A 14,030-nucleotide genomic window follows, 5' to 3' on the forward strand; every position below is an offset into this window, starting at 1 on the left:
AAAAGAGGGGCAAGAAATTCAAATCCAGTCATTTATCCGTCATAAGCGGTCAATTCTGCTTCAGCTGTCGCAGCTGACGGCTGCAGCTGCGCGCGTATTTCAGCCTCTCCCCGTCAACTAAAGTGATAGTCCTGGCGCGCAAGTCTATCTCAGCAATATTTTTCGGATTAACTAGGCAAGATTGGGAGATTTTCAGCAAAAAACCGCATTCCTGATCAAGCTGCTTAAGATTGCCGACAAACTCCGCCCGCAGATTTTTCGCGACCAGCTGCAGCTTATGTGGAAATGGCGTCGTCGCGACGTAGTAGACATCATCAGTGTTGATATTTCTAAGCTGCCGGCCGACTTTATAGGTAAAAGTCTGCTTTTTGACCAAATTCAGCTGCGTCGATCTTTCCAGTGCCAGGCGCAAAGTCGCCACAACTCGCTCTTGCAGACTGTCCAAATCAGCATTTTTAACGATATAGTCCAGCGTACCGATTCTTCGCTGAAAAGTCTGCAAGGCCAGCTCCGAATGCGTGGTTACAAAAATGATCTGGCCCTGGGGATCAGAATGCAAGAGCTTTTCCGCCAGATCTAAGCCATCCATTTCTGACTTGGCAAATTCAATATCCAAGAAGTAGATTCCCCGCTGAACCTGCCGGTCAGCCGCGTAAGCCAAAGCTTCTCGCGGGGATCCCATTGCTGAAACAGAAACGCTTTGTCCGTAATCCTCCGCTAAAAATTCTCCCGCCAATTTAACCACCTTTGCCAAAGCCTGAGCCTGAAGCAGGTCATCATCGCATACCAAAATTTCAGTCATCTTTCCCCCTAATTATGCGACAGTCAGTCCAAAAATGAACTTGTCTCCTTCAAGTCGATACTCAACAAACAAATTCGCGTATTTCTTCTGCAGTTCTTGTACATTGCTTAAACCCAAACCGGCATGCCCTTGCTTGCTGGTAAAATTCTTTTGGTCAAAAGCCGGCAGATCAGCTTTTTGCTGGTCTCGCAGCTTATTTTTTATGGTAAATTCAAAGGAATTTCCCTGATCGCGATAAAACAAAATCTCAACAATAGGGCTCTGACCACTCGCTTGATAGGCCTGGCTTTCCTCAATGGCATTGTCAAAAGCAATCCCAATGATTCTGATCAAATCATATACATCAATCCCTGCTGGGATTTCAATCATCTGCCGGGCTTCGAAAATATAACGAATCTGCAAGCGGCGGAGTTTCTGCAGCTTGGCGATCACCAAGCTCTGCAGCTGCAGGTCAGCAATCCGGTCAACGTCCTTGAACTGCCACAACTCTTCTTTTTCCAAAATGTCATCAGAGTACTTTTTCAAGCTGGTCAAAGCCGCTGAAGCCTGGTCATTCTTTAAAGAAAGCTCCAAGCTGCGCAGCATGTTTTGATAGTCATGCTTAAAGCGCCGCAATTCTTCCTCGCTATTTCTGACGCTCTGCAGATAGCTGCGCAAATTCTCTCTTTCCTGGTCAGCCAGCTGCCGTTCATAGTCCCGCTGGTTGGCCAATAAAACCAACAGGGTCAAGCAACCCTGCAAAAGCAGCAAGATCAAAAGGCTGGCCTCTGACCAGCCAAAAAGCCACAAGCTAAAATCCCAAGCTAAAAGGCTGGAAAACAGATATATTTTCAGCAGATAATCCGGCTGCTTGTGCCTTTTTTCATTCAGCCGCCGCCAGCCTTCTGCCGCTAGCGCCAGAACAGCATAGGTGAGCAAGACCAGGAGCAGACTGCTCCTGCCAATTTTGAGAAACGCTTGTAAAAGCAACAGATTTGCCAAAGCCACGCTCAAGCCATAAAACAGAAGCACTTGCCAGTTCTGCCGGTGATAAAAGTAAAAAGCCGACAGCAGCAAAACAATGTTTGCCAAGTATAGTGCGACCTGCTGGTCTGCTTCTTTCGCGAAAATGAATTCAAAAGTTAAGACACCCAAGCCCGCGGTTGTCAGCAGGTCTTCTTTTCTCCAACTTACATGCATTAATCTAGCCAAACTTGTCAGCTCAAACAAAGCTGAAGCAGTGGCTAAAGCAATCAATACCAGCTCTTCCATTTTCACCCTTTCCTCCTCCAACAACTAATCTTCGCCATCTTACCCCCTTACTCCTCCTCGTTCAAGCTCTGGTAGCCATATTGGGCCAGCTGCTGGTCAGTATCGATCACCGACATCCCCCGGACCAGGCAATAGATCAGAACTGCATCCCGCTTCACATTGGCATATAGCGCCCCGTTGTCGCTCAAAGACAAGAGACGGTTAGTCTCTTTCAGTGACAGCTTCAAGCTGAGGGCCAGGGCCAAAACCTTGTTTCTTGACGGCAAGCGCCGCCCTTTCAAGATTTGATAGCCATAGCTGCGCTCAATCGCGGCCTCATTGAAGAGGTCACTTTTCTTAACCCCCTTGTCCGCGATCAGCTTGTTCAAGTAGCCGGCAAAATTGTAATCAGCCACTTGATCTAGTACATTAGAAATATGATCTGTTTTTAACGCGTCAAGCAATTTATCAGTTTCCATTTTTACCCCTATTGTTACCATTATGGCAGAAAGATTTTATATAAGATGAAGCAAGGAAAAATCAGCGACTATGTAAATCCTATTCCGATTAAAATAACGGATGACAAGGCAATTTTCAAAGTTGAGAAGCTGGTCCCGACTCCTTACATCGAGCGGGTCCTTCCTTTAGAGTACGCTCCTTTATATGAGCAGCTGGCCCAGCTGGACACTGCAATTCCCAAGATCGTCTGCCTGGAAAAAAGCGACCGCCTGACCGTCGTTGAAGAATATATCACTTCTCCCCGCCTCGACCAGTACTTGGAGAACCACCAGCTCACTTCCACTGAAATCCACGACTTGATTTGCCAGCTCTTGGACGTCCTGGAAGTCTTGCACAAGCAGACGCCCCTGATCATTCACCGGGATATCAAGCCGGAAAATATTTTCTACGATGGCCAAAAGCTGATCCTAGCTGACTTTGATATTGCCCGGAACACGCAGGAAGAGGCCGACCGCGACACCCATATCCTGGGGTCACTGGGCTACGCGGCCCCGGAGCAGTTTGGCTTCAGCCAGAGCGGGCCAGCCAGCGACTTCTACGCGGTCGGGGTCTTGATGAACGTCCTTTATACCGGCTCCCTGCCCAGCGTCAACCTTTATCAAGGACCAGAACGGGCCATTATCGAAAAGGCTACCCATATCAACAGCCAGAAACGCTACCAAAGCGCTCAAGAGTTTAAGGATGCAATCACTGACTTAGGCCGCTCCAGCTGGCGCCTGCCAGGTTTTCGCAGTCATCAGCCCGCCCGCATGCTTATGGCCACCTGCGGCTATCTGTTGATGCTGTTTAGTTCCTTTAATATGGAAGCCAAGGGGAACTCAGCAGTCGACCGTTTTCTGCTTAGGCTATCTTTTTTCATGATTCTTTTCATGATCGTCCTGTTTGCCTGCAACTACCGCAATATCAAGGACACGTGCCTTTTCCACTCATCCAAGTCAAAATTTGTCCGCTTCTGCGGGATCATCATCAGCTACCTGCTCGTGGCTACGGTTTTGACAACTGCGCTGGCGGCTTTATCGGTAGCGATTTCATCTTTTGGCCTCTAGTGGGCTGCCTGCCCACCAATCCTTCTCTTTAAAAGTCTACACTTAATCTGGATGCTGGGAGCAGGACGCGGATGTTTGAAAGAAAAAGTTTTCCGATGCACCGCCAGTCAGCATCGAGTTGCAATGACATAAGGAGAGAAAAATGAAAGCAGTTGGAATTTTATTGATCATTTTGGGAGTTTTAGGCATTGCCATCGGCTTGATGATGTTTGGCGATATTGGCATTGCCTGCATTGTCGGCGCTCTTTCCGCCCTGTTGTCCGGCTTCGGCTTTTTAAGCGTCAACAACAAGCTGAACGGTTCTAAGTCTTAAAGTCAGGAGGCCTCATCATGAAAAGCAATAAGAAGCCTTTTTACAAACAATGGTGGGCTGTAACCATCGCCTTTATTTTAGTCTTTTTCGCCGGCTACATTATTGGCGCCGCGGGCGCTTCGGGCGATGATGAGACCCATGAAGCCTCAGTCGCCAGTTCATCAAAGCATTCTGCCAAGAGTTCTACCACAGAGAAGTCCTCTGGCAAAAGCAACGCTAAGCGGATTTTAACCGTTGACTACCAAAATTACGAAATTGCTTCCGCGAAAACCTTTAAGCCCAACTACACCAACAACAGCTGGGCCGGCGGCAGCGTCACCGTTGACAAGGTCACTCTATACAAGACTGCCAAGACCTATAAGTATAGCAGTGCCAACGACGGCAAATTCAACATTCATGGCTTCCTTCAGCTGCATTACGTCATTAAGACCAAGGCGGATGTTTCAGTCTATCCAACTCAAGGAACATACAGCTACTCCAACGGTGAGCAGCATGAAGCAGATTCCACTGAAAACTGGGATGGCGATATTTCCAAGAACGTAAGCAAGCAAGGAACCGTAACGGTTCCAGTTGAGAATACCTCAAACGTGAAGAGCGTCCGCGTGAAGTTTGACGCGAGTGGACAAGACTTCAGTGATGACTCTTTGGATCACGACTTTGATTTTACGATCACCCTGTCTTAACAGAACCTGATCCCGCGAAACAACATGGATGCTGATGCTTTGGATTCCAAAAAACAATCAACCGCGAAAGCCAAGCCTGAGAAAGTCAGGCTTGGCTTTTTCGTTAGTCTGCTTCTAAAAAAGCAGTTCGGAAACTAACTTAAAATATTGCTTTTTCCTATTTTTTATTTATAATAGTTTAGAGAAAAAGTAAACATCTTGCACGATTGTCATGCAAACATTCGTGTTGTAACGGAGGACATCACGTGTCTGTTTCTAAATTTAATAAGTTAGCTACTATCGCTACTGCTGCTGTTTCAGTTTCAGTGCTTTTGACTGCCTGCCAAGGCAAGAAGTCAGCAACGTCAACTGGTACCAAGACTACCAAGCACAGCATCGCGCTGATCACTGACAACAACGCCATTGACGACCACTCATTCAACCAAGCCGCCTGGACTGGTTTCAAGGCTTTCGGCAAGAAGCATGGTCTTAAGCAAGGCAAGGGCGGCTACCAATACTTTGAATCTTCATCTGCAGCCGACTTTACGCCAAACGCCAACGAAGCAGCCAACTCAGGCTTTGAAACCATCTTCGGCGTTGGCTACCAATTGACTAGCGCCATCAAGGCCGCGGCCAAGAAGAACCCTAAGAAGAACTTCGTAATCATCGACGACGTCATCACTGGCCAAAAGAACGCTGCTTCCGTTACCTTCGAAAGCAACCAGGCATCCTACCTGGCAGGTATCGCTGCTGCTTACACGACCAAGACTAACCACGTTGGCTACATTGGCGGGGCTAAGTCAGCTACTCTGGAACTGTTCGAAGCCGGCTTCAAGCAAGGTGTTGAAGCAGGTGCCAAGGCTTTGGGCAAGAAGATCAAGATTGACGACCAATACATCGGCAACTTCACTTCAACCGACAAGGCTAAGTCAATTGCCCAATCAATGTACGCCAGCGGCGCTGACATCATCTACCACGCGGCCGGCAACGCTGGTAACGGGGTCTTCACTGAAGCCAAGGATATCAACAAGAACCGCAAGGCTTCCAAGAAGGTTTGGGTCATCGGTGTCGACGTTGACCAATCAAACCTGGGCAACTACACTTCAAAGGACGGCAAGAAGGAAAACTTCGTGCTGACTTCAGTCCTGAAGGGTCTGGACGTTGCTGTTGAACGAATCGCTGAAAAGGCATACCAAGGCAAGTTCCCAGGCGGCAAGCACTTTGTCTACACTCTTGAAGGCAACGGCGTTTCCGTAACCAAGGGCAACATCGACTCCAAGACTTGGAGCAAGGTTCAAGCAGCCCGCAAGCAAATCCTGGCCGGCAAGATCAAGGTTGCCGACAGCGTAAGCGACTTGAAGTAAGCTCAAACAAATGATTTTTAAGAGGCACTCATCATTCGATGGGCGCCTTTTTCTTAACTGTTATAACTTGCAGCAAAAAAGGCAGCCTCGCGGCTGCCCCAGATTAGCTAACTTTCCTGATTCCTTAATCTGCTACTAATTGTATCACAACTGCCCTAAGCCTCCCAATCCGGGAACCGGTCTATACAGAGTTATCAGTTCGTTCGTAAATTAACCGTTTTCTCAGTTTCAGAAAAGCTTTTTTTGAAAAAAAGTCCAAAAAAACGAATATTCGCCTATTTAACCTCTTGCTTTTTCCCAAACCAAATGCTATCTTTAATACATAAATGTTCGTATATCACAAAAACAAAAAAGAAAGAAGTCATTTTGCTATGCGCTTTAATTACAAGAAATTGGTTGCCGCAGGAGCAGCCACTCTGTCAGTTGCCGCTGTTTTGACTGCCTGCTCCGGCAAGAAGTCAAACACTACAGTCAACAAGGATACCAAGCACGGGATCGCTTTGATCACTGACGGCAACGGTGTCGACGACCACTCCTTCAACCAAGCCGCTTGGTCTGGCTTTAAGGACTACGGCAAGGAACACGGCTTGAAGCAAGGCAAGGGCGGTTACCAGTACTTTGAATCTTCATCTGCTGCTGACTTTACCCCTAACTTGACGCAAGCTGCCCAAGCCGGCTACCAAACCATCTACGGCGTTGGCTACATGCTGACTGACTCAGTTAAAGCTGCATCAAAGAAGTACCCTAAGAAGAACTTTGTCTTGATCGACTCAGTCATCACTGGCCGCAAGAACGTTGCTTCCGTTACTTTCAAGAGCAACGAAGCTTCATACCTTGGCGGTCTGGCTGCTGCCTACACTACCAAGACCAACAAGGTCGGCTTCATCGGCGGGGCTAAGTCCAGCGTTCTTGAACTGTTCGAAGCCGGCTTCAAGCAAGGCGTTAAGGACGGTGCCAAGGCTTTAGGCAAGAAGATTACCGTTTACGACCAATACATCGGCAACTTCACCTCAACTGACAAGGCCAAGTCAATCGCCCAATCAATGTACACTGACGGCGCCGACATCATCTACCAAGCTGCCGGCAACGCCGGCAACGGTGTCTTCACCGAAGCCAAGACCCGCAACAAGGCCACTACTGCTGCTAAGAAGGTTTGGGTTATCGGCGTTGACGTTGACCAAGCAAACTTGGGTAACTACACTTCTAAAGACGGCAAGAAGGCCAACTTCACGCTGACCTCTGTATTAAAGGGGCTGCGCTTCGCATGCAAGGACATCGCTGACAAGGCTTACGACGGCAAATTCCCTGGCGGTAAGGTAATTTCCTACGGCTTGGCTCACGATGGCGTTTCCGTCACTAAGGGCAACCTTGACGCCAAGACCTGGAAGGCAGTTCAAGCTGCCCGCAAGCAAATCTTGGCCGGCAAAATTAAAGTTGCAACTACTCCAAGTAAGTAGCACAATATATAGTAGTCAATTTGAAACACTCCGCATATTTACGGGGTGTTTTTTGTAAAAGGAAAGCTTTTATCATATGGAAAAAGAGACCAACAACATCATTGAGATGCGCCATATCGTGAAAGACTTTAACGGTTTTAAAGCCAACAACGATATCAACCTCACGCTCCGCAAGGGCGAAATCCTGGCGCTTCTTGGCGAAAACGGTGCCGGCAAGTCAACGCTGATGAGCATTCTGTCCGGGCTGCTTGAACCAACCTCTGGCGAGATCTACGTGCGCGGCAAGAAAGTCAATATTTCTGGTCCTAACGCCGCCACCAGCCTGGGAATCGGGATGGTGCACCAGCACTTTATGCTGGCCCAAGCCTTCACCGTTTTGGAAAACATCATTTTAGGCCACGAGCCAACCAAGGGTCCATCCCTGGACTTCAAGAAGGCCCGCGAGCAGATCGTCAACCTGTCCAAGCAATACGGCCTGGACATCGATCCTGACGCTAAGATTTCCGACATTACCGTGGCCCAGCAGCAAAGAGTCGAAATCATGAAGGTCCTCTACCGCGGGGCTGACATCCTGATTTTCGACGAACCTACCGCGGTCCTGACGCCGCAAGAAATCGTGGAATTCATCAAGATCATGAAGAACCTGGCCAAGGAAGGCAAGTCCATCATCTTGATCACCCACAAGCTGAAGGAAATCAAGGAAAGTGCCGACAGAGTCACGGTCATCCGGGCTGGGAAGAGCATCCAGACCGTTGACGTCGCTGACGCTGATGACGAACAGCTGGCTGAAATGATGGTTGGCCACCACGTCAACTTCAAGCTGGACAAGCCGGACATTGACCTGGGCAAGGAAGTGCTGCAGGTCAAGGACCTCCACGTCAAGGAAGACCGGGGAACTGAAGCCGTCAAGGGTCTCTCCTTCACCATCCACGGCGGGGAAGTGCTCGGTCTGGCCGGGATCGACGGCAACGGCCAGGACGAACTGGTCGAAGCCATTACTGGCCTGCGCCATGTAGAAAGCGGGTCAGTCATGATCAATGGCCAGGACCTGACCAACAAGCCAGTCCGCGAAATCACTGAAAGCGGCGTGGCCCACATCCCAGCCGACCGGCAAAAGTACGGCTTGATCTTAAGCCTGCCGCTGTCAGAAAACATGGCCCTGCAGACTTACTACAAGCAGCCTTACTCCAAGCATGGCATCATGAACGAAAAGGCCATCCGGGAACATGCCCGGGAACTGATCAAGAAGTTCGACGTCCGCACGACCAGTGAACAATTGCCAGCCAGCGACCTGTCCGGTGGTAACCAGCAAAAGGCCATCATTGCCCGGGAACTGGACCGCGACGCTGACTTGATCATTGCCTTCCAGCCAACGCGTGGTCTGGACGTTGGGGCGATTGAGTACATCCACTCCCAGCTGCTTGCCCAACGCAACGCCGGCAAGGCCATCCTGCTCGTGTCCTACGAACTGGATGAAATCCTGCAATTGTCCGACCGGATCGTCGTCCTGCACGACGGGACTGAATCCGGTGAAGTTGACCCAGACCAGACCAGCGAAACCGAATTAGGTTTGCTGATGACTGGTAAGCATTTAGACAAGGAGGCCACCGCTAATGATTAAGGTCAGCCCGAAAACTAAGCGGCTGTTAGTGCCAATCGTATCCGTTATCGCCGGCTTTTTGGTCGGTGCCATCATCATGCTGGCTTGGAGCTACAATCCTTTTGAAGCCTATGGGTCAATGTTTGACAGTGCCCTGGGCTCAATGAACGGGATTGGGGAAACCATCCGCAACGCGACGCCTTTGATCTTCATCGCGATCGGCTTCCAGATTTCCTCAGCCGCCGGCTTCTTCAACATCGGTCTGCCAGGCCAGGCGCAAGCCGGCTGGCTGACCGCCATCTGGATCGGCTTGGCCTTCAAGAATCTGCCGGGCTACATCCTGCTGCCATTTGAAGTCATCGCCGGCATCGTGGCTGGTGCCCTGGTTGCCGGGATCGCCGGCTGGCTGCGGGCCTACTTCGGGACCAACGAAGTTATCTCCACCATCATGCTCAACTATATCGTCTTGTACCTGTGCCAATACCTGCACCAAGACGTCATGTCCAAGAACCTGCGGATCGACACTGACACCACTAAGGCTGTTGGCGCCAACGGCAGCATGCGGATTCCTTGGCTGAGCGACATGTTCGGCGGGTCCAGAATCAGCGGCGGGGTCTTCCTGGCCCTGATCGCCCTGGTCATCTTCTGGTTCTTGATGAAGAAGACCACGGTCGGCTTTGAAATCAAGGCCGTCGGCTTGAACCCATTCGCCAGCCGCTACGCCGGCATGAGCGACAAGAAGAACATCGTCGTTTCCATGCTTTTGTCCGGGGCCTTCTGTGGTCTGGGCGGGGTCGTACAAGGTCTGGGGACCTACCAAAACTACTTCACGCAGACGACTACCCTGGACATTGGCTGGGACGGGATGTCCGTTGCCCTGCTGGGCGGCATGAGCGCCATCGGCATCCTGCTGGCCTCCCTGCTCTTCTCCATTTTGAAGATCGGTGGTCTGGGGATGCAGACGGTTGCCGGGATTCCATTCGAAATCGTCTCCATCGTCATCGCGGCCATCATCTTCTTCGTCGCCATCAGCTGGGCAGTCGGCCTGCTTTTCAAGGAAAAGAAGTCTGACAAGACCGCGACCTACATCGCGACCACGGAAACGGCCAACCGGGCCAAAGCCAAGCAGAATGAAGGAGGGGAAGCATAATGAACTTCGTGACTGTATTAGCCTTAATCGTTTCATCAACTTTAGTCTATTCGGCTCCCCTGATTTTCACTTCACTGGGCGGGGCCTTCAGTGAAAACTCCGGGATCGTCAACGTCGGCCTGGAAGGGATCATGACCATGGGGGCCTTCACCTCCGTCGTCTTCAACCTGAGCTGCGCCAGCACTTTTGGCACGGCAACCCCTTGGATCGGGGCGCTGCTCGGCGGGATCGTCGGGATCATCTTCTCCCTGCTCCACGCCGTAGCCACCATCAACTGGCGGGCTGACCACGTTATTTCCGGGACGGTCTTGAACCTGATGGCGCCGCCACTGGCCGTCTTCCTGGTTAAGGCCATCTACAACAAGGGGCAGACCGAAAACATCACCCAAAACTTCGGCTACTTCTCCTTCCCAGGTCTGGCCAAGATTCCGGTTCTGGGGCCAATCTTCTTCAAGAACACCTCAGCTCCAGCCTGGGTAGCCATCGTCTTGTCCATCTTCCTCTACTGGGTCCTGTACAAGACCAGATTTGGCCTTCGCCTGCGGTCCAGCGGTGAAAACCCGCAAGCTGCCGACACCTTGGGGATCAACGTCTACAAGATGCGCTACGCCGGCGTCCTGATCTCCGGCTTCCTTGGCGGGATCGGCGGGGCAGTCTTCGCTGAAGCAATTTCCGGCAACTTCTCAGTTTCCACGATTGCCGGTCAAGGCTTCATGGCCTTGGCAGCCATGATTTTCGGCCGCTACAACCCAGTTGGGGCCATGCTTTCCTCATTGTTCTTTGGCTTCGCCCAAAGCTTGAGCATCATCGGCGACCAAATCCCTGGCATCTCCAGCCTGCCATCAGTCTACCTGCAGATCGCGCCTTACGTGATCACCATCGTGGTCCTGGTCATCTTCTTCGGTAAGACGGTCGGGCCTGCAGCTGACGGGCAGAACTACATCAAGTCCAAATAAAGAAAACAGGGCACGCGCCCTGTTTTTTACTGACATTTTTTGACAAAAAATGCTAAAGTAGATTAATGACAAGTTTTTTAAGCAAGCTTTGTGGAGCTTGGTTCACTAGAGCGTTTGACTCCAATTCGGTGAATCCAAAGACCCTTTCCGGGTCCGGATTCGCTGAATTGGAGGTTTTTATTTTAATGGATGCTCACAAAAAAGTCACCCCTTCCGTGATCTGGTCGATCGTCGGGACGGCGGGCGTGGCCTGCAGCGGGGTCTTGGTTGAAACGTCAATGAACGTCACCTTCCCGACCCTGATGAAGGTCTTTAACCAGTCCTTGAACAACGTGCAATGGATCACCACCGCCTACCTGCTGGCGGTGACCCTAACGATCGTTCTGGCCGCCTACCTGCAGCGCAGCTTCAAGTTCAAGAGCCTGATCATCGCGGCCGGCACGGCTTCAGTCATCGGCGGGGTGATCTGCATGGTGTCGACCACCTTGCCAATCATGCTGCTGGGCCGGATCATTCAAGGGATCGGGACGGGGATTGCCATGCCCCTGCTCTTCTCAATCATCATGCTGGAGGTTCCGCGGGCCAAGCAAGGGTCCTTTGTCGGGACGGCAGGGATGATCATTGCCCTGGCACCGTCACTCGGGCCAACTTACGGCGGGATCTGCCTGTCGGCCCTCAACTGGCGGTTCAACTTTATCTTCACCCTGCCAGTCACGATCGTCTTCTGCATCATCGCGGCCTGCTTTATGAGCGACAATGAGGCTCACCGGGACCACTTCAACTTTAGCGAGTACCTCTTGATTGTCTTGGCCCTGATCGCCTTGACCCTGGCCGTAAACAACCTGAGCAGCGGCCTGGCCAACCCTCTGGTTTGGGGCGGGCTCCTGGTCACCGCGGCCGCTTTGTTCAGCTTCTTCAAGCTGGCCAAGCAGGAAGGCAAGGCCCACATCATCAATATTGGCGTTTTGAAAAATACCAGCTTTAACCTGGGCCTGTTAATCTACACCTTCTTGCAATTTATCCAGATCAGCCTGACTTTCGTCATCCCTAACCTGGCCCAGCTGGGCTTGAAGACCAGCGCCTTAACCAGCGGGATGCTGCTGCTCTTGGGGAGCCTGCTGTCAGCCTTCTTCGGGCCGGTCATGGGACGACTCTTGGACAGCCAAGGCTTTAAGAAGCTCTTCTTGATCGGCAGCTGCCTGGCCATGGCCGGCATCCTGCTTTACATCATTTTCGCCCAGAAGCTTTCCATTGCCTTGATCGTGATCTTCCACGTCATGTTCATGACTGGCTTCAGCATGATGTACAACAACTCCATGACTATTGGACTCCAGCAGCTGGAAGTCATGCACATTGCCGACGGCAACGCCCTCTTCAACATGCTGCAGCAGTACTCCGGCTCGATTGGGACCGCGGCCATGTCCGTAATTATCGCCATCGCCGGCAGCCCTTACCAAGGGCAGAGCAAGCAGGTGGTCATGGGCTCACAAGCGGCCTTCATCGTCCTTTTTGTCTTCACGCTCTTGATTTTTGCCTGCGTCTTGAGCTTGATCAAGCGCGACAAGCAAGGTCTGGTCAAAAACTAAAGCACGCGAAAAGCCTTGCTCCAGTTGTGGGAGCAAGGCTTTTTGGGTCTTGATTGTGTAGTTTTCAACTTAGCTGGGTAAGTTCGATTTCCGAAGGCGGCAAGGTCTACGACTACTACAAGACCTTCGTGGAAATCAGCTGAAACTTAGATGCTCTCCAAAGGCTGCTTGCTCTTCGGTGGCAGGTAATCCCGGTCCAAGGCGGCCAGTTCGCCGGCGGTCAAGATCAGGTCAGCAGCCGCCAGGTTGGCCCGCATGTGGTCAACTGAACCGGCTTTGGGAATGGTCAAGACCTGCCCGGTCCGCATGGTCCAGGCCAGCATGACTTGGTGGATGGACACGCCCCGCTTATCAGCGATCTGCTTTAAGCTGGCTTTAACAGGGATAGATTGCCCGTTGCCTGAGTTAAAGGGCGAATAGCCAATAAAAGCAATGCCGTGCTGCTTTGCTAATGTGCGATAAAGAAGTAATAGAAGTGTAAAAAATTTTGCCGTTCCTATCCGGCACTTAGGGCTGTGTCGGATAGGTCAGGCGTTAGGCTTCCGGCAAGTCTATCTTGCCGACAAAGCTGTAATAAATCTCAATGTCCTGCCTGCGGGTGCCGTTCTCGTCATAGCTGCACTCATGCACGACGATTTTCTCAATCATTTCCCGCAAGAGGGTGGGGGTCAATTCTTCAAAAGCAAGGTGCTTTCTCACAATCCCCATGAATTTCTCGGCGTTGACGGTGGCGGCCTGCGACTTGGAAAGTTCCTCCTGCAAAGCGGCAGCCCGGTCTTTCAGTTCCCGCTGCTCCTGCTCATAGTCCGCCGACAGCTCCATGAAACGCTCGTCGCTGATTTTGCCGCTTACATTGTCCTCATACAGCCGCTTGATAATACGGTTCACTTCGGCAATGCGTGTCTGGGCCTGTTCAAGCTGCTTCGTGGCTGCGGCGGTCTTTCTCTTGCCGCCGATTTCGTTCTGCTGGATGAGCAGCTTTACAAAGCGGCTCTCATGCCTGGCGGCGTATTCCGTCACTTGCCGGAGATTGGAAAGCACGCCCGCCGTCAAAAGGTCGGTGCGGATAAAGTGTGCCGTACAGTCACGGGTACGCTTCTTGTAGCTGCCGCAGATATAACAGTCCTGCTTGCGGTTCTTGTTCTGATACCGCTGCTGATACAGCACATGGCCGCAGTCGGCGCAGAACAGCATACCAGAGAACAGCCCCACTTCATCTACTGATTTTATCAATGATATTTCGCAATAGCCAGCAATGAACGCTTGCATTGCGCAAGACGTTACATTATCTTCTGAAACATATAGCGCACCTTGTCCAGGCGGCTGTTTGGACGGCGGGGCTGGA

Annotated in this window: 13 protein-coding genes and 1 pseudogene; 9 read left to right on the forward strand and 5 right to left on the reverse strand. The window is 51.3% G+C overall.

Going from position 1 to position 14,030, the window contains the following annotated elements; genetic code table 11:
* Positions 1–49 precede the first annotated feature (49 nt).
* Genes FYJ62_RS08215 through FYJ62_RS08225 form a run of 3 tightly spaced genes read right to left on the reverse strand, consistent with a single transcriptional unit; the run spans position 50 to position 2,511 of the window.
* On the reverse strand, positions 50–802 hold the full coding sequence (locus FYJ62_RS08215; RefSeq protein WP_154549210.1) for a LytR/AlgR family response regulator transcription factor: 753 nt from the start codon (positions 800–802) through the stop codon (positions 50–52).
* A 12-nt stretch (positions 803–814) separates the two neighbouring features.
* Positions 815–2,053, reverse strand: a complete 1,239-nt coding sequence (locus tag FYJ62_RS08220; RefSeq protein WP_154549211.1) for a sensor histidine kinase — start codon at positions 2,051–2,053, stop codon at positions 815–817.
* Positions 2,054–2,100: 47 nt separating this feature from the next.
* Positions 2,101–2,511 carry a hypothetical protein gene (locus FYJ62_RS08225; RefSeq protein ID WP_154549212.1) on the reverse strand — a complete coding sequence of 137 codons (411 nt, stop codon included), beginning with the start codon at positions 2,509–2,511 and terminating at the stop codon, positions 2,101–2,103.
* A gap of 45 nt (positions 2,512–2,556) precedes the next feature.
* Here FYJ62_RS08225 and FYJ62_RS08230 point away from each other — a divergent pair, with 45 nt between their 5' ends.
* The 9 genes from FYJ62_RS08230 (at position 2,557) to FYJ62_RS08265 (ending at position 12,685) form a co-directional block, all read left to right on the forward strand.
* Positions 2,557–3,597, forward strand: a complete 1,041-nt coding sequence (locus tag FYJ62_RS08230) for a serine/threonine protein kinase (protein WP_154549213.1) — start codon at positions 2,557–2,559, stop codon at positions 3,595–3,597.
* Positions 3,598–3,739: 142 nt separating this feature from the next.
* Positions 3,740–3,910 (forward strand): hypothetical protein, encoded by a 171-nt coding sequence (locus tag FYJ62_RS10665; RefSeq protein ID WP_195837420.1) that lies wholly within the window; start codon positions 3,740–3,742, stop codon positions 3,908–3,910.
* A gap of 17 nt (positions 3,911–3,927) precedes the next feature.
* Positions 3,928–4,593, forward strand: coding sequence for a hypothetical protein (locus FYJ62_RS08235; RefSeq protein ID WP_154549214.1), 666 nt, complete (start codon positions 3,928–3,930; stop codon positions 4,591–4,593).
* 245 nt (positions 4,594–4,838) lie between these two features.
* Positions 4,839–5,936: a BMP family lipoprotein gene (locus tag FYJ62_RS08240; protein ID WP_326832022.1), complete on the forward strand. Its 1,098-nt coding sequence runs from the start codon at positions 4,839–4,841 to the stop codon at positions 5,934–5,936.
* A gap of 371 nt (positions 5,937–6,307) precedes the next feature.
* The gene (locus tag FYJ62_RS08245) at positions 6,308–7,393 is read left to right on the forward strand and encodes a BMP family lipoprotein (RefSeq protein ID WP_154549216.1); all 1,086 of its coding nucleotides are present in this window, start codon (positions 6,308–6,310) and stop codon (positions 7,391–7,393) included.
* Between the two features lie 76 nt (positions 7,394–7,469).
* Positions 7,470–9,014 (forward strand): ABC transporter ATP-binding protein, encoded by a 1,545-nt coding sequence (locus tag FYJ62_RS08250; protein ID WP_154549217.1) that lies wholly within the window; start codon positions 7,470–7,472, stop codon positions 9,012–9,014.
* Positions 9,007–10,143 (forward strand): ABC transporter permease, encoded by a 1,137-nt coding sequence (locus FYJ62_RS08255; protein WP_154549218.1) that lies wholly within the window; start codon positions 9,007–9,009, stop codon positions 10,141–10,143. The genes FYJ62_RS08250 and FYJ62_RS08255 overlap by 8 nt, the downstream gene beginning before the upstream one ends.
* A complete protein-coding gene (locus FYJ62_RS08260) occupies positions 10,143–11,099 on the forward strand; it encodes an ABC transporter permease (protein ID WP_154549219.1) in 957 nt (318 codons plus the stop codon). The genes FYJ62_RS08255 and FYJ62_RS08260 overlap by 1 nt, the downstream gene beginning before the upstream one ends.
* Before the next feature lie 185 nt (positions 11,100–11,284).
* A complete protein-coding gene (locus FYJ62_RS08265; RefSeq protein ID WP_154549220.1) occupies positions 11,285–12,685 on the forward strand; it encodes an MFS transporter in 1,401 nt (466 codons plus the stop codon).
* A gap of 146 nt (positions 12,686–12,831) precedes the next feature.
* Here FYJ62_RS08265 and FYJ62_RS08270 read toward each other — a convergent pair.
* Positions 12,832–13,131 (reverse strand): annotated as a pseudogene (locus FYJ62_RS08270) (aldo/keto reductase); the annotation flags it as partial.
* A gap of 88 nt (positions 13,132–13,219) precedes the next feature.
* The gene (locus FYJ62_RS08275) at positions 13,220–13,954 is read right to left on the reverse strand and encodes a DUF4368 domain-containing protein (protein WP_456073120.1); all 735 of its coding nucleotides are present in this window, start codon (positions 13,952–13,954) and stop codon (positions 13,220–13,222) included.
* Positions 13,955–14,030: the final 76 nt, after the last annotated feature.

The sequence above is a fragment of the Lactobacillus porci genome, from assembly GCF_009695985.1.
GTDB classification, from domain to species: Bacteria; Bacillota; Bacilli; order Lactobacillales; family Lactobacillaceae; genus Lactobacillus; species Lactobacillus absianus.

Bases quoted from the DNA above. Each gene is read 5' to 3' on its own strand.
- FYJ62_RS08230 (WP_154549213.1), top strand. From the start codon at position 2,557: ATGAAGCAAGGAAAAATCAGCGACTATGTAAATCCTATTCCGATTAAA.
- FYJ62_RS08275 (WP_456073120.1), bottom strand. From the start codon at position 13,954: ATGCAAGCGTTCATTGCTGGCTATTGCGAAATATCATTGATAAAATCA.
- FYJ62_RS08245 (WP_154549216.1), top strand. From the start codon at position 6,308: ATGCGCTTTAATTACAAGAAATTGGTTGCCGCAGGAGCAGCCACTCTG.
- FYJ62_RS08220 (WP_154549211.1), bottom strand. From the start codon at position 2,053: ATGGAAGAGCTGGTATTGATTGCTTTAGCCACTGCTTCAGCTTTGTTT.
- FYJ62_RS08260 (WP_154549219.1), top strand. From the start codon at position 10,143: ATGAACTTCGTGACTGTATTAGCCTTAATCGTTTCATCAACTTTAGTC.
- FYJ62_RS08265 (WP_154549220.1), top strand. From the start codon at position 11,285: ATGGATGCTCACAAAAAAGTCACCCCTTCCGTGATCTGGTCGATCGTC.
- FYJ62_RS08250 (WP_154549217.1), top strand. From the start codon at position 7,470: ATGGAAAAAGAGACCAACAACATCATTGAGATGCGCCATATCGTGAAA.
- FYJ62_RS08225 (WP_154549212.1), bottom strand. From the start codon at position 2,511: ATGGAAACTGATAAATTGCTTGACGCGTTAAAAACAGATCATATTTCT.
- FYJ62_RS08235 (WP_154549214.1), top strand. From the start codon at position 3,928: ATGAAAAGCAATAAGAAGCCTTTTTACAAACAATGGTGGGCTGTAACC.
- FYJ62_RS08255 (WP_154549218.1), top strand. From the start codon at position 9,007: ATGATTAAGGTCAGCCCGAAAACTAAGCGGCTGTTAGTGCCAATCGTA.
- FYJ62_RS08215 (WP_154549210.1), bottom strand. From the start codon at position 802: ATGACTGAAATTTTGGTATGCGATGATGACCTGCTTCAGGCTCAGGCT.
- FYJ62_RS10665 (WP_195837420.1), top strand. From the start codon at position 3,740: ATGAAAGCAGTTGGAATTTTATTGATCATTTTGGGAGTTTTAGGCATT.